The 24,944-nt window shown below is 33.8% G+C and carries 28 protein-coding genes and 1 riboswitch; of the genes, 10 read left to right on the top strand and 18 right to left on the bottom strand.

Annotation, left to right across the window (positions count from 1 at the left end):
• Nucleotides 1-6: 6 nt before the first annotated feature.
• From ACZ0AH_RS20385 to ACZ0AH_RS20340, 10 genes are all read right to left on the bottom strand, one after another.
• Nucleotides 7-384 (bottom strand): GxxExxY protein, encoded by a 378-nt coding sequence (locus ACZ0AH_RS20385; protein ID WP_463477591.1) that lies wholly within the window; start codon nt 382-384, stop codon nt 7-9.
• Between the two features lie 165 nt (nt 385-549).
• Nucleotides 550-1,326, bottom strand: coding sequence for a HisA/HisF-related TIM barrel protein (locus ACZ0AH_RS20380; RefSeq protein ID WP_463477590.1), 777 nt, complete (start codon nt 1,324-1,326; stop codon nt 550-552).
• Nucleotides 1,307-1,945: a thiamine phosphate synthase gene (locus tag ACZ0AH_RS20375; RefSeq protein ID WP_463477589.1), complete on the bottom strand. Its 639-nt coding sequence runs from the start codon at nt 1,943-1,945 to the stop codon at nt 1,307-1,309. Before ACZ0AH_RS20375 ends, ACZ0AH_RS20380 begins: the two co-directional genes overlap by 20 nt.
• On the bottom strand, nt 1,935-2,690 hold the full coding sequence (locus tag ACZ0AH_RS20370) for a hydroxymethylpyrimidine/phosphomethylpyrimidine kinase (protein WP_463477588.1): 756 nt from the start codon (nt 2,688-2,690) through the stop codon (nt 1,935-1,937). Before ACZ0AH_RS20370 ends, ACZ0AH_RS20375 begins: the two co-directional genes overlap by 11 nt.
• Nucleotides 2,657-3,256, bottom strand: coding sequence for a thiamine phosphate synthase (locus ACZ0AH_RS20365; RefSeq protein WP_463477587.1), 600 nt, complete (start codon nt 3,254-3,256; stop codon nt 2,657-2,659). The genes ACZ0AH_RS20370 and ACZ0AH_RS20365 overlap by 34 nt, the downstream gene beginning before the upstream one ends.
• A 33-nt stretch (nt 3,257-3,289) precedes the next feature.
• Complete coding sequence (thiC, locus tag ACZ0AH_RS20360) at nt 3,290-5,113, bottom strand: phosphomethylpyrimidine synthase ThiC (RefSeq protein WP_463477586.1); 1,824 nt, start codon at nt 5,111-5,113, stop codon at nt 3,290-3,292.
• A gap of 110 nt (nt 5,114-5,223) precedes the next feature.
• Nucleotides 5,224-5,430 (bottom strand): sulfur carrier protein ThiS, encoded by a 207-nt coding sequence (gene thiS, locus ACZ0AH_RS20355; protein ID WP_463477585.1) that lies wholly within the window; start codon nt 5,428-5,430, stop codon nt 5,224-5,226.
• Between the two features lie 64 nt (nt 5,431-5,494).
• Nucleotides 5,495-5,592, bottom strand: a riboswitch (TPP riboswitch).
• A gap of 99 nt (nt 5,593-5,691) precedes the next feature.
• On the bottom strand, nt 5,692-6,261 hold the full coding sequence (locus ACZ0AH_RS20350) for a DNA-3-methyladenine glycosylase I (protein ID WP_463477584.1): 570 nt from the start codon (nt 6,259-6,261) through the stop codon (nt 5,692-5,694).
• The gene (locus ACZ0AH_RS20345; RefSeq protein ID WP_463477583.1) at nt 6,261-6,941 is read right to left on the bottom strand and encodes a hypothetical protein; all 681 of its coding nucleotides are present in this window, start codon (nt 6,939-6,941) and stop codon (nt 6,261-6,263) included. The genes ACZ0AH_RS20350 and ACZ0AH_RS20345 overlap by 1 nt, the downstream gene beginning before the upstream one ends.
• A 14-nt stretch (nt 6,942-6,955) precedes the next feature.
• Nucleotides 6,956-7,618: a queuosine precursor transporter gene (locus tag ACZ0AH_RS20340; protein WP_463477582.1), complete on the bottom strand. Its 663-nt coding sequence runs from the start codon at nt 7,616-7,618 to the stop codon at nt 6,956-6,958.
• 207 nt (nt 7,619-7,825) lie between these two features.
• On the opposite strand from ACZ0AH_RS20340, the gene ACZ0AH_RS20335 reads away from it, so the two are divergent.
• Complete coding sequence (locus ACZ0AH_RS20335) at nt 7,826-9,925, top strand: M3 family metallopeptidase (protein WP_463477581.1); 2,100 nt, start codon at nt 7,826-7,828, stop codon at nt 9,923-9,925.
• Between the two features lie 54 nt (nt 9,926-9,979).
• Here ACZ0AH_RS20335 and tsf read toward each other — a convergent pair whose 3' ends face one another.
• The 6 genes from tsf to ACZ0AH_RS20305 all read right to left on the bottom strand — a co-directional run bounded on the left by tsf (nt 9,980) and on the right by ACZ0AH_RS20305 (nt 14,678).
• Nucleotides 9,980-10,942, bottom strand: coding sequence for a translation elongation factor Ts (tsf, locus tag ACZ0AH_RS20330; RefSeq protein WP_395332116.1), 963 nt, complete (start codon nt 10,940-10,942; stop codon nt 9,980-9,982).
• Nucleotides 10,943-11,078: 136 nt separating this feature from the next.
• Nucleotides 11,079-11,882: a 30S ribosomal protein S2 gene (gene rpsB / locus ACZ0AH_RS20325; protein WP_463477580.1), complete on the bottom strand. Its 804-nt coding sequence runs from the start codon at nt 11,880-11,882 to the stop codon at nt 11,079-11,081.
• Between the two features lie 173 nt (nt 11,883-12,055).
• The gene (rpsI, locus tag ACZ0AH_RS20320; protein WP_007808909.1) at nt 12,056-12,442 is read right to left on the bottom strand and encodes a 30S ribosomal protein S9; all 387 of its coding nucleotides are present in this window, start codon (nt 12,440-12,442) and stop codon (nt 12,056-12,058) included.
• Nucleotides 12,442-12,897 carry a 50S ribosomal protein L13 gene (gene rplM / locus ACZ0AH_RS20315; RefSeq protein ID WP_026983738.1) on the bottom strand — a complete coding sequence of 152 codons (456 nt, stop codon included), beginning with the start codon at nt 12,895-12,897 and terminating at the stop codon, nt 12,442-12,444. The genes rpsI and rplM overlap by 1 nt, the downstream gene beginning before the upstream one ends.
• A 192-nt stretch (nt 12,898-13,089) precedes the next feature.
• Nucleotides 13,090-13,902, bottom strand: a complete 813-nt coding sequence (locus ACZ0AH_RS20310; RefSeq protein WP_463477579.1) for a ferritin-like domain-containing protein — start codon at nt 13,900-13,902, stop codon at nt 13,090-13,092.
• A 26-nt stretch (nt 13,903-13,928) separates the two neighbouring features.
• Entirely contained in the window at nt 13,929-14,678 is a 750-nt protein-coding gene (locus ACZ0AH_RS20305; RefSeq protein WP_463477578.1) for a ferritin-like domain-containing protein, read from the bottom strand.
• A gap of 192 nt (nt 14,679-14,870) precedes the next feature.
• Here ACZ0AH_RS20305 and ACZ0AH_RS20300 point away from each other — a divergent pair, with 192 nt between their 5' ends.
• A complete protein-coding gene (locus ACZ0AH_RS20300) occupies nt 14,871-15,896 on the top strand; it encodes a LacI family DNA-binding transcriptional regulator (protein ID WP_463477577.1) in 1,026 nt (341 codons plus the stop codon).
• A gap of 217 nt (nt 15,897-16,113) precedes the next feature.
• Here ACZ0AH_RS20300 and polA read toward each other — a convergent pair whose 3' ends face one another.
• Entirely contained in the window at nt 16,114-18,951 is a 2,838-nt protein-coding gene (polA, locus tag ACZ0AH_RS20295; protein ID WP_463477576.1) for a DNA polymerase I, read from the bottom strand.
• Nucleotides 18,952-19,278: 327 nt separating this feature from the next.
• On the opposite strand from polA, the gene ACZ0AH_RS20290 reads away from it, so the two are divergent.
• From ACZ0AH_RS20290 to ACZ0AH_RS20255, 8 genes are all read left to right on the top strand, one after another.
• A complete protein-coding gene (locus ACZ0AH_RS20290; RefSeq protein ID WP_463477575.1) occupies nt 19,279-19,476 on the top strand; it encodes a hypothetical protein in 198 nt (65 codons plus the stop codon).
• Nucleotides 19,477-19,526: 50 nt separating this feature from the next.
• The gene (locus tag ACZ0AH_RS20285) at nt 19,527-19,706 is read left to right on the top strand and encodes a hypothetical protein (RefSeq protein WP_463477574.1); all 180 of its coding nucleotides are present in this window, start codon (nt 19,527-19,529) and stop codon (nt 19,704-19,706) included.
• A gap of 50 nt (nt 19,707-19,756) precedes the next feature.
• The gene (locus tag ACZ0AH_RS20280; protein WP_463477573.1) at nt 19,757-19,993 is read left to right on the top strand and encodes a hypothetical protein; all 237 of its coding nucleotides are present in this window, start codon (nt 19,757-19,759) and stop codon (nt 19,991-19,993) included.
• Nucleotides 19,994-20,172: 179 nt separating this feature from the next.
• Nucleotides 20,173-20,847 carry a response regulator transcription factor gene (locus tag ACZ0AH_RS20275; RefSeq protein WP_463477572.1) on the top strand — a complete coding sequence of 225 codons (675 nt, stop codon included), beginning with the start codon at nt 20,173-20,175 and terminating at the stop codon, nt 20,845-20,847.
• A 10-nt stretch (nt 20,848-20,857) separates the two neighbouring features.
• Entirely contained in the window at nt 20,858-22,195 is a 1,338-nt protein-coding gene (locus ACZ0AH_RS20270; RefSeq protein ID WP_463477571.1) for a sensor histidine kinase, read from the top strand.
• 106 nt (nt 22,196-22,301) lie between these two features.
• The gene (locus ACZ0AH_RS20265) at nt 22,302-22,490 is read left to right on the top strand and encodes a hypothetical protein (protein ID WP_463477570.1); all 189 of its coding nucleotides are present in this window, start codon (nt 22,302-22,304) and stop codon (nt 22,488-22,490) included.
• Nucleotides 22,491-22,670: 180 nt separating this feature from the next.
• Entirely contained in the window at nt 22,671-23,906 is a 1,236-nt protein-coding gene (locus tag ACZ0AH_RS20260) for a metallophosphoesterase (RefSeq protein WP_463477569.1), read from the top strand.
• A gap of 72 nt (nt 23,907-23,978) precedes the next feature.
• Nucleotides 23,979-24,281 (top strand): thioredoxin family protein, encoded by a 303-nt coding sequence (locus ACZ0AH_RS20255; protein ID WP_463477568.1) that lies wholly within the window; start codon nt 23,979-23,981, stop codon nt 24,279-24,281.
• A gap of 24 nt (nt 24,282-24,305) precedes the next feature.
• On the opposite strand, the gene ACZ0AH_RS20250 is transcribed toward ACZ0AH_RS20255, so the two are convergent.
• Nucleotides 24,306-24,944 carry a polysaccharide deacetylase family protein gene (locus ACZ0AH_RS20250; protein WP_463477567.1) on the bottom strand — a complete coding sequence of 213 codons (639 nt, stop codon included), beginning with the start codon at nt 24,942-24,944 and terminating at the stop codon, nt 24,306-24,308.

Raw genomic sequence — 24,944 nt, 5'->3', positions numbered from 1 at the left:
ATAGATTTAGATTTTGTTTGCGACTCGATGTATATTATCTAGAATATTCGTGCAATTAAAATTGATTAACAGCCCCAGTTTTTTATTTGTCAGTTTTAAATAAGTATTTAATTGTTTAAAGTGAATGGATTTCAATTCATCAACAGATTTCAATTCAACAATTACTTTGTCTTCAACCAATAAATCTAATCGAAAAGTAATGTCTAATGTCACTTCTTCATATTTAACAGGTATTTCTATTTGTTTAACGACTTGTAGCCCATCTTTTTTTAATTGATAATATAAAGCGCTTTCATAAATTGATTCTAATAATCCAGGACCTAATGTGTTATATACTTTAAAAATTGCGCCTCTTATTTTATATGAAATTTCATTTTCCGACATAATTATGATTTTATTTTTGAAATCAAAATTAATGAAATTTCTTACTTTTTGTTAAAATATTTCGCTCGCAGATTTGGCAGATTGAGCAGATTTTATTAACCTTTCTTGAAGCATTTTATTTAAAATAAATCTGCTCAATCTGCCAAATCTGCGAGAGATTAAAAACTATTCATATAAAAATGAAGTCAAAGGACTAGAAGCAACAGCATAATTCTGCTGATTAGCAATTTTAGCTTCAAAAGCTTTTCTTCCTGCAATAACAGCTTCTCGGAAAGCCTCGGCCATTAGTTTAGGATTTCCGGCAACGGCAATCGCAGTATTTACCAAAACAGCATCTGCACCAATTTCCATTGCTTTTGCAGCATCAGACGGAGCTCCAATTCCAGCGTCAACGATTACAGGAACGTTGCTTTGTTCGATAATTATCTCTAGAAAGTCAATGGTTTTTAAACCTTTATTACTTCCAATTGGCGAACCTAGAGGCATTACAGCAGTTGTCCCGGCATTTTCTAAATGTTTGCACAAAACAGGATCAGCATGAATATATGGCAGTACAAAAAAGCCAAGTTTTGCTAATTCTTCCGTTGCTTTTAAAGTTTCAATAGGATCTGGCATTAAATATTTTGGATCCGGATGAATTTCAAGTTTTAGCCAGTTTGTTTCTAATGCTTCCCTTGCTAATTGAGCTGCGAAAACAGCTTCTTTTGCATTTCTAGCTCCTGATGTGTTTGGCAATAACTGGATATTTGGATGTTTTAAATGCGATAAAATAACATCAGTTTCCGTTTCGAGATCGATGCGTTTTAAGGCGACAGTCACCAATTCACTCTCAGATGCTAAAATTGCTTCTTCCATTTCCTGGTTCGAACCAAATTTTCCAGTTCCTAAAAACAAACGGGATTTAAAGGTTTTATCTCCAATTTTAAACAATGACGTTTGCATATAGTTTTTTATTAAGTTGTTGAATTAGTTTTTTCTTTTCATCACTTTTTGTAATCATCCCGGAAATAGCGATTCCGTGAATTCCGGTTTTCATTAATTGATCTACATTTTCTAATGTGATACCTCCAATGGCGTAAACAGGCGTTTTCAGGTTGCTGTTTTTCATTTTTTGAATGATTTCAGAATATCCGGATAAACCTAAAACTGGACTTAGTTTTTCTTTTGTTTCGGTGAACTGAAAAGGTCCAAGGCCAATATAATCGCAGCCATTTTTAATATGATTTTCAATGTCTTCGAAAGTATTTGCTGTGCCTCCAATGATTTTGGTATTTCCTAAAATTGCTCTTGCTTCGGCAATATTCATATCGGTTAAACCTAAATGAACGCCATCGGCAGCAATTTGCTGTGCGAGATAGAGATTATCATTTACAATGAAATTGGCTAAATATTCTTCGCATAACAATTTTACACTTTCGGCTAAAGCAAAAGTGTTTTTGACAGTTTGATTTTTAAAACGCATCTGCACCCAATCGCAGCCAGCATCCAGAGCCTGATGAATATTATAAAGCTGATTTTCAATTGTTTTTCCTTGTGAGATGTATTGCAGTTTATGGTACATAATGATATCCGATTAAGGTTGAAGTTGAACTCAGGTATTTTTCAATGTAAGTTTTAGCATTTTCACAAGCTTCTTTTAGAGTTTGATTCAATGCGAGATTTGCGGCGATTGCGGATGATAAAACACAGCCGGAACCATGTTTTTCAAAGCAATTTTTTTCTGATGGAAATAAATCAATTGTTTCATCTTTTAGAAATAATCGATCTGTTCCAATAGCTAAAGAATTATGCCCGCCTTTTAAGAAAACAGCGGTTGAAACTTCATTTTGCATTCTTAATTGATGCTGAATAAAACCGGGAAATAAGATTTCTATTTCATTATAATTGGGCGTTATTAAATCAATTTTAGACAGGATTTTATTTAAATCCAAACGATTTTCAATAGTCAGAAACTCAAATTTTGTTGTTGATTTTAAAACCGGATCCCAAACGATTTGAGTGGTTGGAGATAGTAATTTTATAGTCGAAAGAATTCGGTTTAAATAATGTAAACCCGGAACAATTCCAATTTTAACACTTTTTATTTTATAGTTTTGAAATAAAATCTCAATAGAACGAATTACAAAACTCACATTAATCCATTCAATATGATGAAACTCATTTTCTGTCTGAATGGTATTTGCAGTTGCAATAGCAAATCCCGTGACTTGATGCTGTTCAAATGTTTTAACATCTGCCAAAACACCTGCGCCTCCTGAAGGATCAAAACCTGCTATAGAAAGCACGAAAGGACGGTTTTCTGACATAATTTGAATTGTTTTATGGGGTTTTCACTATTCCATATTTTTCCTAAGAGTGCTGCATCATCGAAACCATTTTCAAGTGTTTTTTTGATGTTTTCAGCATCAATTCCGCCTAAAGCGATAACTTTTGAATTAAAATTTGTTCTTGATTTTAAAGCTTCAAAAAGATCAGTTTTGGGATAATATTTTTCTTTCGAAATACTTTTAAAAACTGGACTTAAAAAGGCATATTCGAAATCTTTTTCTAATTGATTAAACTCTTCGATTGTATGTGTTGATGTTGTATACCTGCAAGGTTTTGAAAACCTTGCAGGAAAGTCTTGAAAATGTTTTCTGTCCTTTTCAGAAAAATGAATGCGGTTAATTCCAAAATCTTCTGCCAATTCATGATGACTGTGCAAAACCAGATTAGATCGAAATTCCAGTTTTATCTGATGAATAAATTGCGCCATTTCTACCACAGAAAAATCAGGTTTCCGAATATGAAGCAAAGACAATCCTTCTTCAAATAAAGAATTCACTACATTGATTTCATTTTCAACAGCAAAAGGATGAGAAATCACAATCATATCTTTCTTCTTTGTTCTTTACTCTATTTTCTTTTAAATATAAATCTCTTTCCCCTGCTCAATAAACTCTTCTGATTTTTCCTGCATACCTTTTTCGGCGGCAGCCACATCTCTAATTTCCTGAGATATTTTCATAGAACAGAATTTTGGTCCGCACATCGAACAAAAATGAGCGACTTTTGCGCCGTCAGCCGGAAGTGTTTCATCATGAAATTCTCTCGCAGTATCCGGATCTAACGCTAAATTGAACTGATCTTCCCAACGGAATTCAAAACGAGCCTTACTTAAAGCATTGTCACGATATTGTGCTCCCGGATGACCTTTGGCTAAATCAGCCGCATGAGCCGAAATTTTATAGGTGATAACACCATCTTTTACATCTTTTTTGTTGGGTAGGCCAAGATGTTCTTTTGGCGTTACATAACACAGCATCGCACAACCGTACCAGCCAATCATTGCAGCGCCAATTGCAGATGTTATATGATCGTAACCCGGTGCAATATCTGTTGTTAAAGGTCCAAGAGTATAAAACGGGGCTTCGCTGCAATGTTCTAATTGTTTGTCCATATTTTCTTTAATCATATGCATGGGTACATGTCCCGGACCTTCGATAAAAACCTGAACATCATGTTTCCAGGCGATTTTTGTTAATTCGCCTAACGTTTCTAATTCGGCAAATTGTGCTGCATCATTTGCATCAGCGATTGAACCCGGACGCAAGCCATCTCCAAGAGAAAATGTTACATCATATTGTTTCATGATTTCGCAGATTTCTTCAAAATGGGTGTATAAAAAATTTTCTTTATGATGGAATAAACACCATTTTGCCATAATCGATCCGCCTCGGGAAACAATTCCGGTAACGCGATTGGCAGTTAAATGAATGTAACGCAACAAAACACCTGCATGAATTGTGAAATAAGAAACACCTTGTTCAGCCTGTTCAATTAAAGTATCACGGAAAACTTCCCAGGTTAAATCTTCGGCAATTCCTTTTACTTTTTCCAAAGCCTGATAAATAGGAACGGTACCAATTGGAACGGGAGAATTACGAATAATCCATTCTCTGGTTTCGTGAATATTTTTTCCGGTAGATAAATCCATAATCGTGTCAGCACCCCAACGACAAGCCCAAACCGCTTTTTCGACTTCTTCTTCAATACTCGAAGTCACTGCACTGTTTCCGATATTTGCATTTATTTTTACCAAAAAGTTACGTCCAACAATCATGGGTTCGCTTTCAGGATGATTGATATTATTAGGAATTATGGCTCTTCCGCAAGCTACTTCGCTACGAACAAATTCAGGTGTTATTTTGCTTTTTGGCGTGTTTGCTCCAAAACTATGTCCGGCATGCTGACATTGCATGGCGCTGGTTTGTTCGTTTAAAAGTTCAATGCGTTGATTTTCGCGGATCGCAATGTATTCCATTTCAGGAGTTATAATTCCTTGTTTCGCGTAATACAATTGGGTAACATTTGCACCTTTTTTGGCTCTTTTTGGCTGATGCAAATATTCAAAACGGAGATGATTTAGACTTTCATCTTTTAATCGGCTTTGACCGTAATCTGAAGTTATTTCGTTTAAGACTTCGACGTCATTTCGATTTAGAATCCAACTTTCGCGTAAGCGCGGTAAACCTTTTCGAATGTCGATTTCAATGTTTGGATCTGTATAAGCACCGGATGTATCGTAAATTGTTACAGGTGGATTTTTCTCAATTCCTCCATTTGAAAGTTTAGTGTCGCTAAGAATCACTTTGCGCATTGCAACTTTTATAGGATGAATTTCACCGTTTACATATACTTTTTTAGAATTGGGAAAAGGAGTTCTGGAAATTTGTTCTTCGGTAGTCATAAGGAAAGAAGTTATGAGTTATGAGTTATAAGTTATTGTAGAGGCGCACTGCAGTGCGTCTACGTCTGATATGAAATTGGAATTTGGAATTTATTTTTGAAGTTTAATTCTCAACCTCCCTGCGTAGCCGAAATAATTAAAATTTCGTCAGTTTCGTGTACGAGATGTTGGTTCCAGTTGAGTTTTGGAACAACAGTATTGTTAATAGCAACGGCAATTCCGTTTTGTTTGTTCGGAATTTCGAGATCGAGCAATGATTGAACGCTTAGCGATTCAGCATTGAATTGTTTGATTTGTTGGTTGATTTTTAGTTCCATTCCTTCTAGATTTAGTATGTGTTATACCTTAGGAATGGCTACAATTGCGCATAAAAATGCGCGCAGAAGTCATCTTACTTTTCCCTACGCTAGTATTAACTAGATCAGGTTCAGAGGGTAAAATCTCAGCCTACTTTTTAGTAGACACCCCTAAAGTGTGAAGCAAATGTAATAATTTTTTGTTTGGAAGTTAAAAAAAGTTTCAGGTTTCAGGTTTCAGGTTTTTGAAAACTGGAAACTGAGACCGAAAACCGAGGCTGTTTACTGAACTCTTGTCCAGCAATTTTCGGCGTGATCATTGACCATTCCGGTGGCTTGCATGTGTGCGTAAATTACGGTTGAACCCACAAATTTAAAGCCTCTTTTTTTTAAATCTTTGCTGATTTCGTCTGAAAGTGGAGTAGTAGCAGGAACATCTTTTGAGGTTTTTGGACTATTTATGATGGGTTTTCCGTTAGTGAATTTCCAGATGTAATCTGAAAAAGTCCCAAATTCTTCCTGTACTTTCATGAAAGCCTGGGCGTTCGAAACGGCTGCTCGAATTTTAAGCTTATTTCGAATAATTCCGGTGTTTTCCAGTAATTCTTCGATTTTATCTTCAGAATAATTCGCGATTTTTTTATAATCAAAAGAATCAAAAGCAACTCTAAAATTATCTCTTTTGTTTAAAATAGTTATCCAGCTTAAACCTGCCTGAAAAGTTTCCAGAATTAAAAATTCGAATAAAGTAGGATCGTCGTAAACGGGAATTCCCCATTCTTCGTCATGATATTTTTTATATAAATCGCTTGATGTGCACCAGCCGCATCGAATTAAATTTTCATTTTCCATTATTTTCCAATTTGCCAGCTATATCCTTTTACACTCGGAATATAAGCTGAACGTCCAACGATAACTAAATCAGTATAGATTTTTTTGTTGTATTTAATACCAATCGCACTGCCAGAAGTATACAATTTATTAGCTTTAAATGTAATTTTCATTAATCCGTCCCTAAATTTTGCATCTGAAAGTTTTTCTACAAACCAGGTTGAATGCCATTTTACGGCAATTTCGTCTTCGGCAGTTTTTGTAATAGTTTTTACCAGTTTGACAGCTTCTTTCGGAATTTCAAAATCTTCTGTTAATTGCTCTTGGGTTAAAGTCTGTCCAATTTTACTTTTAGAAAGTATTTTACGCAAATTAACAAAGGTCAATAAAGATTTATCTGACTCTTTTGAAACATTCAGATTTGTGTTTTCTGTCGCAATTTGTGGATTCTGAATTTGTGGCTGAACATACATTCTTTTCTTATCCGCATACCTGTTTTTATTGCTGTCAGAATTTTTTTTCAGCTCTTTTATAAGTGCAACTTTCTCGGGTAAAGCTTTTTTTGTAATTTTTTCAGAAACAGCTTTTAATTTATTTACAGGATATATTTTTTCTTTTTCAGGCTGTTTTTTCTCGTCGTTACCGCAGCTGATAAAGAAATAGAGTAGTGAAAATAATATGATAGAACCGTTTCTTTTCATAATAATAAGATAGTCTAATCTTTTTTTGCAGGGTCATTTTCAAGATATTTTTTAATCATATGATGCCCGGCATAAATTAGCGGCGTTAATATAACAGCAACAGTAAGTTTAAATATATAACCCGTTAAACCAGACGTAATAAAGGTATGAAAATCAATTTTTCCAGGCAACCAAAAAGCAATTCCAAGTACAATAAACGAATCAAATAATTGTGAAATCACAGTCGATCCGGTTGTTCTGAGCCATATTTTTCTTTCGCCGGTACGTCTTTTGAAAAACCAAAATATCCAGACATCGATTAATTGAGATGCCATAAAAGCAATTAAACTACCCACAATAATCCACATACTCTGCCCAAAAACAGCCTGAAATTGCTCGTCGTTTACCGGACTTATTCCTTTTGCGGCAGGAATTACAATTGCCATAAATAGTATTAAAAAAGCATAAGCGATTAGACAGGCCGTTATAAAAGAGAGTTTTTTAACTCCTTTTTCTCCAAAATATTCATTAATTAAATCGGTGGTAAGAAAAACAATCGGCCACGGCAAAATTCCGATACTCATTACAAATGGGCCAATTTGAATTAATTTTCCTCCAATAAGTTCTGCTACAACGGCATTGGTAATAAAGATTCCGGCTAGAATAACAAAAACAATTTCTCTTCTGGTTTTAAACATGTTTGTGACATAAAATGATATTTCAAATTTAAGTTATTTCTCATTAAGTTAAAGAAAGAGTTTATGAATTATATGATATTATTTTTGTAAACATAGAATGTTAAACTTCCTTAATGATTTCTAATTTTTGGGTACTTTTGAGTAAATAAGAAATTTAATTTTCTTTTTTCAGAATAATAATGCGAAAAAAATAATATCAAATTTATCATGAATACGACTTTTTCATCGGTTAACGAACAAACAAATTCAAATCCTTTATTGAAAAACTGGGAAGGTCCTTATGGTGGAGTTCCTGCATTTAATGCGTATAAGGTTTCGGATTTTAAACCTGCAATTGAATTTGCGATCCAGCAAAAATTGAACGAAATTGATAATATTGCCAATAATGAGGAAACACCAACTTTTGAAAACACAATTGCAGCATTAGAACTTTCAGGAAAAAAAATGTCCAGAGTTTATGCTGCTTTTGAAATTTTCAGCTCCAATATTTTCACACCTGAATTTGGAATTGTAGAAACAGAAATGTCCCCAAAATTATCAGAGTTAAATGATAAAATCTTTCAGAATAAGAAACTTTTTTCCAAAATTGAATTTCTATATAAATCAGAAGAAAGTAAAAAACTAACTGATGAACAGCAACGTTTAATTTGGTTGTATTATACAGATTTTGTTCGTGAAGGCGCTGAATTAGATGAGGATAATAAAGAAAAAGTTGCAAAAATTAATCAGGAGTTAGCAGCGCTTTTTACAAAATTCAGTCAAAATTTATTGGCTGAAGAACATAATCAATATCTGGTTTTGCAAAATGAAAACGATTTTGACGGTTTGCCCGATGAATTAAAAAATGCTGCCATTGCTGATGCAAAGACCAGAAAGATGAATGTTTTGGGTTGTATTACCAATACACGTTCTTCTATCGAGCCTTTTTTGACATTTTCAAGTCGAAGAGATTTAAGAGAAAAAGCTTTTGATATTTTCGTAAAACGTGGCGATAACGGTAATGAAAATGATAACAATGAGACACTTGTTTTGATTTTGAAATTACGTGCCCAAAAAGCAAAACTGCTTGGATTTCCTTCGTTTGCACATTGGAGTTTGTCGAATAAAATGGCTAAAGATCCGGAGAGAACTTTAGAATTAATGGATTCTGTATGGAAACCAGCAATCGAAAAAGTTCATCAGGATGTTGCTCAGATGCAAAACGTTGTAGATGCCGAAGGAGGAAATTTTAAAATTCAGCCTTGGGATTATCGTTATTATGCTGAGAAAGTCAGAAAAGCAAAATATGATTTAGATCAAAATGAGATAAAGCAATATTTGCAGTTAGAAAATTTACGTGAAGGAATGTTTTGGGTTGCCGGTGAATTATTTGATTTGGAATTTAAACAAGTTGCGGATGTTCCGGTTTATCATGCAGATGTGCGAGTTTGGGAAGTTAATAATAAAACTACAGGTAAATTAATTGGTTTGTGGTATTTTGACCCTTATGCACGTGCAGGAAAACGTTCAGGCGCGTGGATGAGTTCGTATCGCGATCAGCAAAAACTGGAAAAAGAGGTGCCTTCAATTGTTTCTAATAATTGCAATTTTATAAAAGGAAAAGCAGACGAACCGGTTTTAATTTCCTGGGATGATGCTACGACTTTATTTCACGAATTTGGTCATGCGCTTCACGGATTATGTTCAAATGTAACGTATCCTAGTTTGGCAGGGACTTCTGTGGCAAGAGATTATGTAGAGTTTCCTTCGCAGATATTTGAGCATTGGCTTGCTACTCCGGAAGTATTGAACAGGTTTGCATTGCATTATAAAACGAATGAACCATTGCCACAATCAATGCTTGAAAAAATCGAAAAGGCTGCTAATTTTAATGAAGGTTTTGCAACAGTAGAAACAATATCAAGTTCTTTTGTAGATATGAGACTTCATTTGACAACAGAAACTATTGATCCTGTAAAGTTTGAAAAAGAAACTCTGGATAAATTGAATATGCCGTCAGAAATTGTAATGCGTCATAGAATTCCGCAATTTGCCCATATTTTTTCGAGTGATGGATATGCCGCCGGATATTATAGTTATTTATGGGCAGATGTTATTAACGCAGATGCATATGAAGCTTTTACAGAAGGAAAAGGACCTTATGACAAAGAAGTTGCGAAACGACTTTATGAGACCGTTTTTAGTGTAGGAAATACGATTGATAACGAAAAAGGGTATGAGAATTTTAGAGGAAGAGCGCCAAAATCTGATGCTTTGATGCGAACCAGAAATTTTCCCGTTGAAGAAGTGATTAAGATAAAAAACTAAAATAAAAAAGCCCGAATAAATTAATATTCGGGCTTTTTATATTGAAATAATATATTAACCTAAAGTAACTCTTTTGAAACCTGTGATTTCAACGTTGTATCCTTTAACGTAATCACCAACTTTTTTACTATCGTCTTTGATAAAGTTTTGATCTAACAAAGCTTTCTCTTGATCTAAAGTAGTATTGTCAGAGATAAAACGTTGCACTTTTCCTGGGATAATTTTGTCCCAAATTTGCTCTGGTTTACCTTCAGCTTTTAATTCAGCTTTAGCATCTTCTTCAGCTTGCTTAATAACTTCTTCAGTCAATTGAGAGAAAGAAATATATTTAGGAACATTTTTCAACGTTTTTCCTAAACGTTTAGCTTCTTCATTATCTTTTTCGATTACAGCAATACGAGCAGCAAGTTCAGATTCAACGAAAGCAGGATCAAAATCTTTGTAAGATAATGTATCAGCTCCCATAGAAGCAACTTGCATAGAAACATCTTTAGTTAAAACGTCAGCGTTAGGAATTGCAGCAGAAATTGCAGTTAATGCAGCAATTTTGTTAACGTGAACATAAGATCCAACGAAAGCACCTTCTAAAATTTCAAAACCACCGATTTCGATTTTTTCACCAATAACACCAGTTTGCTCGATTAATTTTTCAGCAACAGTAATTCCGTTGAAATCTGAAGCTAAAAATTCTTCTTTAGAAGAGAAGTTAATAGCTCTTTCTACTAATTCTTTAGCCAAAGTTACGAAAGCCTCATTTTTACCTACGAAATCAGTTTCACAGTTTAAAGTGATGATAGCTCCTTTAGTATTGTCAGCATTGATAAAAGAAACAGCAGCTCCTTCAGAAGAGTCACGGTCAGAACGATTAGCAGCAACTTTTTGTCCTTTTTCTCTAAGGACTTGTATAGCTTTATCGAAATCTCCATCAGCTTCAACTAAAGCTTTTTTACAGTCCATCATTCCGGCACCTGTAGTTTGTCTTAATTTATTTACGTCTGCAGCAGTAATTGTTGCCATAATATTTTGAATTTTAATGTTAAAAGTAAAAATTCCATCTTTTAAATTCTAAACTCCAATTTTATTAAATTATCAACATAACGTTTTTAATTTGTGTTTGGATTTTAGAATTTAAAATTTGGAATTTAAATTTGATTTATTCTTCAGTTGCAGGAGCAGCAGCTTCAACAGCCGGTGCAGCTTCAACAGCTGGAGCAGCAGCTTCAGTAGCTGGAGCTTCTTCTGTGAAAACTTCAGTTTCTTTGTCAGAACCTCTGTCAGAAAGACCTTCGATTACTGCAGCAGTTACTAAAGATAAAATTTTGTCAATTGATTTAGAAGCATCATCATTTGCAGGAATAACGTAATCAACCTCTCTTGGGTCAGAATTCGTATCAACCATTGCGAAAACTGGAATGTTTAATTTTTGTGCTTCTTTTATTGCGATGTGTTCAGCTTTGATATCTACTACGAACAATGCTGCAGGTAGTCTTGACATATCAGCGATTGAACCTAAGTTTTTCTCTAATTTAGCACGTAGACGATCAACTTGCAAACGCTCTTTTTTAGATAACGTCATGAAAGTACCATCTTTCTTCATTTTATCAATAGAAGACATTTTTTTAACTGCCTTTCTGATAGTTACAAAGTTAGTTAGCATTCCACCAGGCCATCTTTCAGTGATGTAAGGCATGTTTGCAGCCTTTGCTTTTTCAGCAACGATGTCTTTTGCTTGTTTTTTGGTAGCTACGAATAAGATTTTTCTACCTGATGCAGCAATTTTTTTCAAAGCTTCGTTAGCTTCTTCAATTTTAGCTGCAGTTTTATATAGATTGATAATGTGAATACCATTACGCTCCATATAAATGTAAGGGGCCATATTTGGATCCCATTTTCTAGTCATGTGTCCAAAGTGAACACCTGCTTCTAGTAAGTCTTTTACTTCTATTTTGTTTGCCATTTTTGTACTAGTTTACGTTCTGTTGATTAGCAATGTATAAATGGCGGTTTCCCAGGCTTTATACATTTAGATGCTAAACTATTTCCTACCTCGATAGGAGAGCAACAACAACTGTGTTTTTTAATTTCAATAAATTGATGATGTCTTGTACCATATGCACAAGACAGGTAATATTAACGTTTAGAGAATTGGAATCTCTTACGAGCTTTCTTCTGACCGAATTTCTTACGTTCAACCATTCTTGGATCTCTTGTTAATAAACCTTCTGGTTTAAGGATAGCTCTGTTTTCAGCATTTACTTCACACATAACGCGTGCCAATGCCATTCTTACAGCTTCTGCCTGACCAGTTGAACCACCTCCGTAAACGTTTACTTTTACATCAAAGTTGTTTACATTTTCTGTCATAGACATTGGTTGTAAAACTTTGTATTGTAAAGTTGCAGTTGGAAAGTAAGTTGCGAATTCTTTTTTGTTTACAGTGATTTTTCCTGTTCCTTCAGAAACATATACACGTGCAACAGCGGTTTTTCTTCTACCGATTTTGTGAATAACTCCCATTACTTAAGATCGTTTAGGTTAACAGTTCTAGGTTTTTGAGCTCCGTGAGTATGCTCAGCACCTACAACAACATTTAGATTTCTAAAAAGTTCAGCTCCTAATTTATTTTTAGGTAACATTCCTTTTACAGCTTTCTCTACTAATAATGCAGGGTTTTTAGATTGCAATACTTTAGCAGTTAAAGTTCTTTGTCCTCCTGGGTAACCTGTATGACGCATGTAAATTTTGTCATTCATTTTTGTACCTGTAAGGTTAATTTTTTCTGAGTTGATAACAATTACGTTATCTCCACAGTCAACGTGCGGTGTGTAACTTGGTTTGTACTTACCTCTTAAGATCATTGCAACCTTTGAAGCAAGACGACCTAAGTTATGACCTTCAGCGTCTACAACGATCCACTCTTTCGTTACAGTGGCTTTGCTAGCTGAAATTGTCTTGTAGCTTAATGCGTCCATAATATTATTTTAATTAAACATTCCATCCCCAATAAAGGGGATGCAAAAGTACAATTAATTATTTTAAAACCAAATACCTGAAAAGAATATTTTATCTACTGAAAATCAGGGCATCAGTTTTATATTTAAAACAATAAAAAAAAACCACCTTCACAATAACGCGAAGGTGGTTCAATATTTAGAATTGTTTTGTTAAACAATAAATAAATTTGCTATGTCTACAACTTGTTGCGTCGTAAGTGGTTCATCATAAGCTTCTGATCCTGCAGCAGCTCCAAATGCAGTTGCTGTGTTGAATCCTGCCTGAACTGTAACACCTTCGCCAGCGTAAACGGCTTGTGTTGCTGATGGCATTCCGGCACCTCTTTCTTCATTCGAGATCCAGCCTTTTAATCCGCGTAAGCGACGAACTTCTGATGCGTGTCTTGCTTCTACAGAGTGAATTTGCAATGCAGCTGTTAATAAGTCCGGAGCAGATATTAAATTTGCTGCCTGACCTTTATAAGCTCTTACGCCAGTATCTTCAAAAGCCTGAGCTAATGCTAAAAACGTTGGATAATCATTAAACGGATCAAATGCTCCGCCAACAGTAAAGTCAAAAGTAGGTTTTGGAACGAAATTAGCACTTGCTGTTCCGCCTAATCCTGCAATTAAAAATTTTACGTGATCTGATTCGTGTGCAGCAATTTGTTGAAAAACTTTTAAATCGCGTCCACTATTTTCAGATGCCGGAATTACTCCAGAATCTAATGCCATGGCATAAAATTCGTTTTCCAGGTATTCTAAAGTTAATGCAAACTGCAAAGCTCCAATTGGAGTGGCTGGTGTTGCAGTGATATCTTTGGCTAATGCCTTATTTGCAAAGGCTGATAATCCGAAAGGAATTGAGGCCATTGCTAAATTTTTTCCGATGTTTCCAAACTGATTAAAACTATCTCTTCGAGAACCAGTGCTTCTCATTAAGCTATCATCAGTAAATGTTTCTATAAATTTTAAAATATTCATAATTTCTATGTTTTAGCTAGTTAAGATTAAGGTAAATATTTGGCAGTAAATTTTGTAGTAATGAAACCTCCTGCAATTGGTAAAATTTTAGAAGGATCTTTAGCAGCATCTAATCCGGTTGATGCGCTTACAATATCGTCACCTGCAAAATCAGCTGAATTTGGGTTAATCAAACTTCTTATCGCAGAAGCATGTCTTGCTTCTACCGAAACAATTTTTCCGGCTAATAATAGATAATCAGGACTTTTAATCAATTTTCCGGCTCCATTATAGGCAGCAACTCCGGTATCTTCTAACGCTTTTGCAGTAGCAAGAACTTCGGCACGGCTATTAAAATTCATAGAACCATAGTTGAATGCCAGGGAGGGAAGCAGTTGAGAACTCGGATCAGGAAGTGCTCCTGATAAAGCAGCTTTGAAAAAATCCCTATGAATTACTTCATGGTGATATAAATCAGTTAATACCTGACGTTCAATATCATTGAATGTCGCATTAAAATTTGAAGCATTTACAACTTTAGTGTAAAAATCGGCTTCTAATTGTTCAAGAGCATAAGCGTAAGTCAGTATGCCAAAATCTCCGGATCCTAAATCAAACACTCCATTTTTTATTCCGGGCAGCGTATTGTCCTGAGGCATATCATTATCATCATCGTTGTTGCTGCAGCCAGCCATAACTAAACCTGCGCTAACTAGTGTTAATCCGCTGAGCTTAAGAAAGCTCCTTCTGTTATTCAATGAAGGGTCTACTTCATGAATTTTAACTTCGTTTTTCATAATCAAGGCTTTTAAAAAGGTTAATAACATGTATTAAGGTATTAACGAAATTTTATGAAGTGCGGTTTCAGAAAAACCTTATTTTTTTAAATTATTTTAAAAAGAGTATATAATTCAAATACTGGTAGGTGTTTTTTGTTTTATTATAGGTAATTCTACTATATTTGTATTAATTACATAAATTATTTTTAAATGAAAGCTAAAGCAACTCTAAAACAAATTGCGAAAGAACTAAACGTTTCTGTATCGACTGTTTCTAAGGCATTGAACGATAGCCCGGAAATTAGTGAGCAAACGAAGGTGAAGATTAAGGAGTATGCCAAACTCAAAAATTATAAGCCTAATGTTATTGGTCTGAACCTGAAGAATCGTAAAACCAAAACAATTGGTGTAATTATACCTAATATATTAAACTCCTTTTTTGCAAAGGTTTTTAGTGGTATCGAAAAAGTAGCCGATAAAAAAGGATATAATGTAATTACTTGTATTTCGAATGAATCTTTAGAGAAAGAAATTCATACACTTGAGATGCTAAGCAACGGAACAATTGACGGATTTATTCTTTCGGTTTCTGAAGAAGCTCAGAAATTACAGGAATACAGTCACTTTTCTGCAATTATAAATGATGGAACTCCAATTGTAATGTTCGATAGAATTGCAGATGAAGTTGAATGTGATAAAGTTGTAGTTGATGATTTTGATTCGGCTTTAAATTCTACACAGCATTTAATTGATTTGGGATGTAAAAATATTGCCTTAATTTCTTCAGTTGATAATTTGAGTGTTGGAAAATTAAGAGCTGATGGATATTTGAAAGCTTTAAAAGACAATAATATTCCGTTAAACGAAAAAATTATTCTTCGTACCGATTCAGAAGATGATATGAAAGCCAAAATTGATGCAATCTTTGATCAAAAAATTGATGCGATTTTTGCTTTGGATGAAAATGATTCGGTTGCCGCTTTGCGCGTAAGTTTGAAAAAGGGTTTTAGAGTTCCGGAAGATATTTCGATAATAGGTTTTGCTGACGGAATTTTAGCTTCAAGACGTTTATCGCCAAGTTTGACAACAGTAAGTCAGCACGGAATTGAAATTGGAGAAGTTGCAGCCAAAAAATTAATCGAAAGACTGGAAGAATCTGAAGAAGAAACTTCAGATTACGAAACTATTGTCATCAAAACAAAATTGAAAGAACGAGAATCGACAAGAAAAAAATAAAATACATAATAAGATAAAATCAAAAAGACTGTCCAGAAAGGCAGTCTTTTTTGTTTTTTGTCATTCGATAAAAGGGAGAAATCGCACTCGTTTATCGACAAAGATTAGCAGCTTTGCAGAGTTTCTGGTGTGATTTCTCCCTTCGGTCGAAATGACAATATTGTGTATTAATTTATAGAGTTTATTCTAAAATCTAAACTCAAAAATCTACAATTTCTTAATGTGCCGCTAACCAATCAGAACCCATTCCAAGTTCAACATCTAAAGGAACGCTCATCATAAAAGCATTTTCCATTTCGTGTTTGATCATGGGCTGAATTTTTTCGAGTTCATCGTTGTGAACATCGAACACAAGCTCATCATGAACCTGAAGCAGCATTTTTGATTTCCAGTTTTCTTCTTTTAATTTTTTATGAATGTTGATCATGGCAATTTTGATCACATCAGCTGCACTTCCCTGAATTGGTGCGTTTACGGCATTTCGTTCGGCGGCACTTCTAACTACGGCATTTGCCGAGTTAATATCTTTTAGATAACGACGACGGCCAAGAATCGTTTGAACATATCCTTTTTCGCGGGCAAATTCTATTTGCTCATTAATATAAGATCGTAATCTTGGATATGTTTTGTAATACGCTTCGATCAAAGCAGCACTTTCGCTACGGGATAAAGAGGTTTGATTGCTTAATCCGAAAGCAGAAACTCCATATATAATACCAAAGTTTACAGTTTTGGCATTACTTCTTTGATCGCGTGAAACTTCCTCTAAAGGAACATTGAAAACTTTTGAAGCCGTTGCTTTGTGAATGTCTTCTCCGTCCTGAAATGCTTTAATCATGTTTTCTTCACCACTTAAAGCAGCTATAATTCTTAATTCTATTTGCGAGTAATCGGCAGAGATTAAAGTATGGTTTTCATCGCGGGCAACGAACGCTTTACGAATCTGACGACCTCTTTCGGTACGAATCGGAATATTTTGCAAGTTCGGATTATTAGAGCTCAAACGACCAGTTGCAGCAACAGTTTGCATATAATCGGTATGAACGCGTAATGTTTTTTTGTCTACTTGTTCCGGCAAAGCCAAAATATAAGTGCTTTGTAATTTTACCATTTGACGCCAATCCAGAATTTCTTTTACAATAGGATTATCGTTTGCCAAATAAGTCAAAACTTCTTCGCCGGTTGCATATTGGCCGGTTTTGGTTTTCTTTTGTTTTGCACCGCCAATTTTTAATTTATCAAATAAAATATCTCCTAATTGTTTTGGAGAAGCTAAATTGAATTTTTCTCCGGCTGTTTCGTATATTTTTTGTTCCAAAGATTTAATCTCAACATCCATTTCTTTAGACATGGCGCTTAAGAATTCAACATCCAGACGAATTCCTTCCGTTTCCATATCGGCCAAAACGCTTACTAACGGAATTTCGATTTCATCAAATAACTTTTTAGTTTCAGTTTTATCTAATTCAGTAGTGAAGATTTCTTTTAATTGAAAAGTTACATCAGCATCTTCTGCAGCATATTCCTTGATATCTTCAAGTGGAACATCACGCATTGTTATTTGATTTTTACCTTTTTTACCAATTAAGGTTTCAATTGATTTTGGGGAATATTTCAAATAGGTTTCGGCTAAAATATCCATATTATGACGCATATCCGGATTAATCAGATAATGCGCAATCATGGTATCAAAAAGTTTCCCTTTTACCGTAACGCCATAATTAGAAAGGATTTTCAAATCGTATTTTAAATTCTGACCAATTTTTTCGATGTTTTCATTCTCAAAAAACGGTTTAAATTTATCTACTAAAACCTGGGCTTCTTCCTGGTTTTCCGGAAACGGAACGTAAAATGCTTTTCCTTTTTCATAAGAAAATGACATTCCAACCAATTCAGCATGCAGAGCATCTAAACCAGTAGTTTCAGTATCAAAACAAACAGAAGTCTGATTTTGTAAATTCTGCAAAAGCAATTTAATTCCTAAATCGCCCTGAATTGCCTGATAGGAGTAAGGCTTGGTTTCTAAAGTATCATAAAATGATGTTCTTTCGGTGCTTTCATCTGTAGTTGCTCCACCACCAAAAAGATCAAACTGATCTTCATTTTTAGGTTGTGGTTTTTTGTATAATTTGGCTTCGTCAGTTTTATTTGCCAATTCATTTCCGCCGCCAACTTTAAACAAATTATCAAATTGTTCCGCCATTCTTCTAAATTCCAATTCCTGAAAAATAGCATCGGTTTTTTCGATATCCGGGCGCGAAAGTTCATAATCATCTTCGTTGAAAACCACATCACAATCACATATAATAGTAGCCAGTTTTTTAGATAAGATTCCTTTATCCTTATTAGCTTCTATATTTTCTTTCATTTTACCTTTCAGTAAATGTGTGTTATCCAGAAGATTTTCCATTGTTCCAAATTCTTTCAGGAACTTTTTGGCAGTAACTTCTCCAACACCTGGCAATCCCGGAATATTATCCACAGCATCTCCCATCATTCCAAGAAAATCGATTACCTGATCCGGTCTTTCGATTTCAAATTTTGCCAAAACTTCGGGAACACCCCAAATTTCAATACCATTTCCCATACGGGCTGGTTTGTACATAAATATATTTTCAGAAACTAATTGTGCAAAATCCTTATCCGGAGTAACCATAAAGACTTTGTAGTTTTCTTTTTCGGCTTGTTTCGCAATAGTTCCAATTAAATCATCGGCCTCACAACCTGCCATTTCGATAATCGGAATATGCATGGCTCTTAATAAATCCTGAATATAAGGTATCGCAATTTTTATCGCTTCGGGCGTTGCATCACGATTGGCTTTATAATCAGAATACATTTCGGTTCTAACCTGACTTCCTTCTTTATCAAAAGCAACGGCGAGGTGATCTGGTTTTTCACGTTTAATGACATCCAAAAGCGAATTCATGAATCCCATAATCGCTGATGTATCCATTCCTTTAGAGTTAATTCGCGGATTTTTTATGAAGGCATAATAACCACGAAAAATTAAAGCGTAAGCATCGAGCAGAAAAAGGCGTTTTTGAGTTGACATAAAAAAAATATTAGTCTGTAAAAATAAACAATTGGGTTTTAAAAACGATTCTCATCTTAAAAATAAAACTCAAATTTAAAATAGGAATGGTTTTTTACCATATAAGTTATATAAGTACATTTTTAGTAGAGGCGTAAAGCATGCGTCTTTAATTGCATTTTACGCAATCAATTAAATGTACTTATATGACTTATATGGTGAAGAAAATTCGAAAAGCGTTAATGTGAAGTTAAATTTCTGAAGATCACTATTTCCTTCATTTTGTCTTCATATTACAGGGGTACATTTGATCTATAATAAGAGGTATTAATTTAAATATAAGAAATCATGAGAAATTTATTGATGTTATTAGTAGCAGTTTTAGGTACAAGTGTAATGGTAAATGCATTTCCTGCAAAAGGTGTAAAAGTAGCTCCTGCAAAAGAAGTTAAAGCAACCAAACATCCTAAAAACAAATCTGATAAAAAAACAAAATCAGAAAAAAGTGCAGCTCCAAAAACAGAAGCTCCAAAAGTAAAAAAATAATAAAAAAGGATTATAAAATAAAAGGTTAATTAATTTAAAAATAAAAAGTTATGAAAAATCTAGTTATGCTGCTTGTAGCAGTTTTAGGAACAAGCGCAATGGTAAATGCACAAACAACTCCAGCTTCAACAACTCCTGTAAAAGAAGTTAAAGCAACAAAACACCACAAAAACAAAGCTGATAAAAAAGTAAAATCAGAAGCTCCAAAAGCAGAAGCTGCTAAAAAATAAAAAGCGGTTATTATAAAAATAAAGGTTAATTAATTTAAAATTAAAAAGTCATGAAAAATTTATTGATGTTACTCGTAGCAGTTTTAGGAACAAGTGCAATAGTAAGCGCAGCTCCAGTAGTAGTAAAAGTTGGACCCGTAAAAGAAATTAAAGCAACTCCGGCAAAAGAGGTGAAAGCAACTCCTGCAAAAGAAGTTAAAGCTACAAAACACCCTAAAAAATCTAAAAAAGCAAATGCTGAAAAAACAGCAGCTCCAAAAGCAGAAACAGCAAAAGTAAATAAATAAGGATTGTTTTTGTTTTGCTTTCAAAAGGCAGCAAAACAGGAATAATGGTTATGGAGAATGCTGGTTGAAAAAGGCTGATAAAGAAATTTATCAGCTTTTTTTGATTCGTTAATTTTTTAATAATGTGCAATAAAGCTTTTTATAATTGCTTAAATTTATTTGCGCTTAAAAGCTCTGTTATGAATATTTTAATTGTTGAAGATAATAAGGAACTTGCCGTAGAGGTTTACGATTTTTTATGCAATATAGGTTATGTGTGCAAAATAGCTCATAATTGTGCTGATGCTCTCGAAGAGATTAACAGCAATGACTATGATGCGATGCTGCTTGATCTTGGTTTGCCTGACGGAGATGGTTTTGATGTGCTGAAAAGCGTTAGAAAAACCAAATCGAAAATGGCAGTGATTGTACTTACTGCTCGAGGCGAATTAGATGACAGAATAAACGGTCTGCATCTTGGTGCTGATGATTATTTGACTAAACCTTTTGCGTTAACAGAACTTAGCGCGCGATTATTTGCCGTTATTCGCAGGATTCACGGGTTTACATTAAATAATTTAGAAGTACACGGTTTTATTCTGCAGCTTCAGGATTATAAAGTAAGTTACAACGAAGTGCCTATTAATTTGACCAAAAAAGAATTTGACATTTTTCAGTATCTTGTTCTGAATAAAAATCGGGTTATAACCAGATTACAGTTAACAGAACATATTTGGGGAGATATTCTTGAAGTAAATTCAGATTCTAATTTTATAGATGTTCATGTTCGAAATCTCCGAAAAAAACTTGATAAACACACTGCAATAGATTGGTTCGAAACGGTTAGAAATGTAGGTTATCGTATAAATGAGTAAATAAAAAACTGTGAAAATAAAACATCAGCTTGCTATTTTTAACGCACTAACACGATTGTTGGTGATTTTAATTTTATGGTTAATGCTGCCAATTTTGGTAGAAAATGTTGTTTATCGTCACATCAATAATGGATTACTGGAAAAGAAACAAAAATTTATTGATCATTTAAATCAAAATGAAATTAATGATTTTATTGAAAATCCGGACGATTCTACAGAAACGTATTCGCAATTTTCTACACTTCACAGTGAATTTCTAGTGCTTTCGAGATCTCCAATAAAGCCAAATCAGAAAAAAGCAACTTTTAGCAATGATTACCGAATTATTGAGGGTGAAGAAAATGAATACAGAATTCTGCAATATCATTTTACATATGAAAATCAGGGATATCAATTAGAAATAGGAAGCAGTCTTAGCGAAGTAAACGATCTTACGTTTATAATTAGGTTTTTTATTTTGATTGTTTTTGTAATTATACTTTTAATTACTTTTTTAGCCGATACTTTTTATATCGAATATTTATTAAAGCCTTTTTATAAAATTATTGATACTAAAATAAGGCGTGTCAACGAACCCGAAGCTTTTGATCATACCCCAATAAAAGCAAGATCCAGAGATTTTAGGGAACTGGATTTGGTTTTGAACCAAATGATGGATCGTATTGGGGAACTTTTTAAAAAAGAAAAGCAATTTATATCGAATGTTTCACACGAGCTTCTTACTCCAATTGCCTTGCTTAAAAATAAGTTCGAGAATTTATTGCAAAATGATTCTTTAGATGATAATGCAGTTGATAAAATTGCAGGTTCGTTACGAACATTAGATATGCTGAAAAAAATCATCAATAACTTATTGTTGATTTCCAGAATCGAAAACAATCAATATGAGGCGAATGAAAATATTAATTTCCATGAGATTGTTACTAACCTGCAAGAAGATCTTCAAGACAGAATAGAAGATAAAGAGATTCAGTTTTTAAACGAAATGAAAAGTGATTTTACCTTTACAGGAAATAAAACGCTCATTCATATTTTGATTTATAATTTGGTAACCAATGCGATAAAATATAATAAGCCAAAAGGAAAGATTATAGTTGCAGACGGGTTTTTGAATAATAATTATTTCATTTCGATAACAGATTCAGGAATAGGCATGAATCCATCCCAAATTGAAAAGATATTCAACAGGTTTGCCAGAATTAGTTCTGATCAGGACGGGCAGGGCTTAGGCCTTGCTATTGCTGATAGTATTGCTTCTTTTCATCATATAGAAATCAAAGTTACTTCGCAAATAAATGAAGGAACTACCTTTTTATTATTACTTCCGGAAACTGCAAAATACAATTAAAAGTTAATTTTTTTCTGACCATTAAATCTTCATTTAATCTTCATTTAGTGATTCTATCTTTGAGGTATAATAAATGAAATTATAACAATTATAAAACTACAAAATCATGAAAAAATTAGTAATGTTAGCAGTAGCTGTTTTAGGAACAACTGCAATGGTAAACGCACAAACAACTCCAGCTCAAACAACTCCGGCAAAAGAAGCTAAAGCTCCTAAAAAAGACAAAAAAGCGGATAAAAAAGCTAAAAAAGCAGAAGCTAAAATGGAAACAGCTAAACCAGAAGCTAAAAAATAAAACAATATAGGTTTATGTTCATAAACCATGTTGTGGATTATAAAGGTTTTAAAAAATTTGGTAGAGAAAAAAGCTGGTAGAGAAATCTATCAGCTTTTTTGCAATTATTAGAGTTAAATTTTTGATAATAAAAAGCAATAAAATTTTCATTCTTTGTTACTTTGCTTAAAACTATAACTAATGATCTTTCGTTTTATACTTCTTTGTGCGCTGTTTTTATTTATTGAGTTCTATTCTTATCAAGCCTTTCGTACTTTAATAAAATTAAGATGGGTTTTGATTAGCTACCAAATTATAAGTTTACTGCTTTTAATTTTTATCATATACTCTTTTACACAATTTGATCGTTCTGTTGGACAAACTAAACAAACCATGTTTACAATGGGTTTAATGTTATTGGTTTATGTTCCAAAAATAGTTCTGACACTTGTAATGTTTGGAGAAGATATTTTTAGAATAGGGGCAAGTATCTTAAATTATTTTATGTACAATGCTTCCAGAAAGGAAATGATGCCGGACAGAAGGAAGTTTGTGAGCCAAATAGCTTTAGGATTGGCTGCAGTTCCGTTTTTGTCTTTGATTTATGGAATTTTTGAAGGGAAATATAATTTTAAGGTAATCAAACAAACGGTGTTTTTTCCAGACTTGCCAGATGCTTTTGATGGTTTTAAAATAACCCAGATTTCTGATGTTCACAGCGGAAGTTTTGATAATCCTGAAAAAATAAATTATGCCATTGATTTGATTAATGAGCAAGAGGCAGACATGATTTTATTTACAGGAGATATTGTAAATACACATGCTAAAGAAATGCATCCGTGGTTAGAAACCTTTAAGAGAATAAAAAGCTATAAATACGGTAAATATTCCGTTTTAGGAAACCATGATTACGGAGAATATGTTACCTGGCCATCTGAAAAAGAGAAAGATGAAAACTTTCAGGAAATAAAAAGCCTTTACGGACAAATAGGATTTGACCTTTTGCTTAACGAGCATACTTATATTCAAAAAGGTGATGATAAAATTGCACTTATTGGAGTAGAGAACTGGGGACAGAATTTTAAAAAAGCAGGTGATTTAAATAAAGCTTCGGCAAATGTCCATCAGGATGATTTTAAAATTTTAATGAGCCACGATCCAAGTCATTGGGAATATGAAATTAAAAAGCATCCTAAAAACTTTCATTTAACCCTTGCGGGTCATACACACGGAATGCAATTTGGAATTGAAATTCCGGGATATTTTAAATGGAGTCTGGCGCAATATATTTATAAACAATGGGCTGGATTGTATGAAGAGTTTGGAAGGTATGTTTATGTTAACCGCGGATTTGGTTTTCACGCCTATCCTGGACGAGTTGGTATTATGCCAGAAATAACAGTGATTGAACTAAAAAAAGGGAACAATGTGGCTTAATTCGTTAAAAATGCTACATTTGTATATAATTATCTCTTTTTAATAGAATAAAAGAATTAAATTTTTGGTTTTATGTCAAAATTTGGAGAACTTATAAATGCTCAGGTTCCTGTGCTAATTGACTTTTACACAGATTGGAACGAATCATCAGTATCGATGCACCCTGTAATTAAGGATGTTGCGGCTGCACTAGGCGATAAAGCTAAAGTGATTAAAATTGATGTGGATAAAAATCAGGAACTGGCCGAAGCACTACGTATTAAAGGACTTCCAACTTTAATGATTTACAAAGAAGGGCAAATGATCTGGAGACAATCCGGTGAACTTGATGCAAATACAATTATCGGAATTGTACAGGAGCAATTCACGGTATAAAACTCTTCTTAAGATATTATTATTTTAATTAATAATATCAAATTTGTATCCGTTTTCTTTTAAAAAATGTAAGGTTTTAGGTAGCGCAAATTTTAAATTCTGTGATGCCTTTATACTGTCATGAAATACAATTACGCTTCCTGACTTTACATTTTTAGTAACGTTTTCAAGACATTTTTCGGGAGTAATACTTTGATCGAAATCTGCGCTTAAAACATCCCACATGATTATTTTGTAACCCAGATTTCTTAAGATTTTAGATTGTGCCTTTTTTATCTTCCCGTAAGGAGGACGAAATAATAAGCGATTAAAAGTTTTTTCTTCTTCTAAAACAGTCGCGCAATGTTGCACATTCTCAATATAATCATTGGTATGGCTTTTCCATCCGTTTACGTGGTTCATGGTATGATTACCAATAGAATGTCCTTCGGTTATTAATTTTTCGAATAAAGATAAATTAGCTTTGATGTTTTTCCCGATGCAGAAAAAGGTTGCTTTTGCGTCGAATTTCTTTAATTCAGATAAAACCCAATCTGTAATTTCAGGAGTTGGGCCATCATCAAAGGTTAGGTATATTTTCTTTTCCTTGTTCGGAATATCCCAACAATATTTAGAAAATACCCTTTTTATGAACGAATTTGTTTTTACCCAATAAAAGCTCAT

Source organism: Flavobacterium sp. AC105, assembly GCF_979258495.1.
The sequence above is the reverse complement of the archived record's forward strand: the minus strand, read 5'-3'. Positions and strand labels throughout refer to the sequence as shown.

What these genes read in the sequence shown, in the direction of transcription:
- ACZ0AH_RS20385 (WP_463477591.1), bottom strand. Translation starts at nt 384, where the DNA reads ATGTCGGAAAATGAAATTTCATATAAAATAAGAGGCGCAATTTTTAAA.
- ACZ0AH_RS20380 (WP_463477590.1), bottom strand. Translation starts at nt 1,326, where the DNA reads ATGCAAACGTCATTGTTTAAAATTGGAGATAAAACCTTTAAATCCCGT.
- ACZ0AH_RS20375 (WP_463477589.1), bottom strand. Translation starts at nt 1,945, where the DNA reads ATGTACCATAAACTGCAATACATCTCACAAGGAAAAACAATTGAAAAT.
- ACZ0AH_RS20370 (WP_463477588.1), bottom strand. Translation starts at nt 2,690, where the DNA reads ATGTCAGAAAACCGTCCTTTCGTGCTTTCTATAGCAGGTTTTGATCCT.
- ACZ0AH_RS20365 (WP_463477587.1), bottom strand. Translation starts at nt 3,256, where the DNA reads ATGATTGTGATTTCTCATCCTTTTGCTGTTGAAAATGAAATCAATGTA.
- thiC (WP_463477586.1), bottom strand. Translation starts at nt 5,113, where the DNA reads ATGACTACCGAAGAACAAATTTCCAGAACTCCTTTTCCCAATTCTAAA.
- thiS (WP_463477585.1), bottom strand. Translation starts at nt 5,430, where the DNA reads ATGGAACTAAAAATCAACCAACAAATCAAACAATTCAATGCTGAATCG.
- ACZ0AH_RS20350 (WP_463477584.1), bottom strand. Translation starts at nt 6,261, where the DNA reads ATGGAAAATGAAAATTTAATTCGATGCGGCTGGTGCACATCAAGCGAT.
- ACZ0AH_RS20345 (WP_463477583.1), bottom strand. Translation starts at nt 6,941, where the DNA reads ATGAAAAGAAACGGTTCTATCATATTATTTTCACTACTCTATTTCTTT.
- ACZ0AH_RS20340 (WP_463477582.1), bottom strand. Translation starts at nt 7,618, where the DNA reads ATGTTTAAAACCAGAAGAGAAATTGTTTTTGTTATTCTAGCCGGAATC.
- ACZ0AH_RS20335 (WP_463477581.1), top strand. Translation starts at nt 7,826, where the DNA reads ATGAATACGACTTTTTCATCGGTTAACGAACAAACAAATTCAAATCCT.
- tsf (WP_395332116.1), bottom strand. Translation starts at nt 10,942, where the DNA reads ATGGCAACAATTACTGCTGCAGACGTAAATAAATTAAGACAAACTACA.
- rpsB (WP_463477580.1), bottom strand. Translation starts at nt 11,882, where the DNA reads ATGGCAAACAAAATAGAAGTAAAAGACTTACTAGAAGCAGGTGTTCAC.
- rpsI (WP_007808909.1), bottom strand. Translation starts at nt 12,442, where the DNA reads ATGGGAGTTATTCACAAAATCGGTAGAAGAAAAACCGCTGTTGCACGT.
- rplM (WP_026983738.1), bottom strand. Translation starts at nt 12,897, where the DNA reads ATGGACGCATTAAGCTACAAGACAATTTCAGCTAGCAAAGCCACTGTA.
- ACZ0AH_RS20310 (WP_463477579.1), bottom strand. Translation starts at nt 13,902, where the DNA reads ATGAATATTTTAAAATTTATAGAAACATTTACTGATGATAGCTTAATG.
- ACZ0AH_RS20305 (WP_463477578.1), bottom strand. Translation starts at nt 14,678, where the DNA reads ATGAAAAACGAAGTTAAAATTCATGAAGTAGACCCTTCATTGAATAAC.
- ACZ0AH_RS20300 (WP_463477577.1), top strand. Translation starts at nt 14,871, where the DNA reads ATGAAAGCTAAAGCAACTCTAAAACAAATTGCGAAAGAACTAAACGTT.
- polA (WP_463477576.1), bottom strand. Translation starts at nt 18,951, where the DNA reads ATGTCAACTCAAAAACGCCTTTTTCTGCTCGATGCTTACGCTTTAATT.
- ACZ0AH_RS20290 (WP_463477575.1), top strand. Translation starts at nt 19,279, where the DNA reads ATGAGAAATTTATTGATGTTATTAGTAGCAGTTTTAGGTACAAGTGTA.
- ACZ0AH_RS20285 (WP_463477574.1), top strand. Translation starts at nt 19,527, where the DNA reads ATGAAAAATCTAGTTATGCTGCTTGTAGCAGTTTTAGGAACAAGCGCA.
- ACZ0AH_RS20280 (WP_463477573.1), top strand. Translation starts at nt 19,757, where the DNA reads ATGAAAAATTTATTGATGTTACTCGTAGCAGTTTTAGGAACAAGTGCA.
- ACZ0AH_RS20275 (WP_463477572.1), top strand. Translation starts at nt 20,173, where the DNA reads ATGAATATTTTAATTGTTGAAGATAATAAGGAACTTGCCGTAGAGGTT.
- ACZ0AH_RS20265 (WP_463477570.1), top strand. Translation starts at nt 22,302, where the DNA reads ATGAAAAAATTAGTAATGTTAGCAGTAGCTGTTTTAGGAACAACTGCA.
- ACZ0AH_RS20260 (WP_463477569.1), top strand. Translation starts at nt 22,671, where the DNA reads ATGATCTTTCGTTTTATACTTCTTTGTGCGCTGTTTTTATTTATTGAG.
- ACZ0AH_RS20255 (WP_463477568.1), top strand. Translation starts at nt 23,979, where the DNA reads ATGTCAAAATTTGGAGAACTTATAAATGCTCAGGTTCCTGTGCTAATT.
- ACZ0AH_RS20250 (WP_463477567.1), bottom strand. Translation starts at nt 24,944, where the DNA reads ATGAGCTTTTATTGGGTAAAAACAAATTCGTTCATAAAAAGGGTATTT.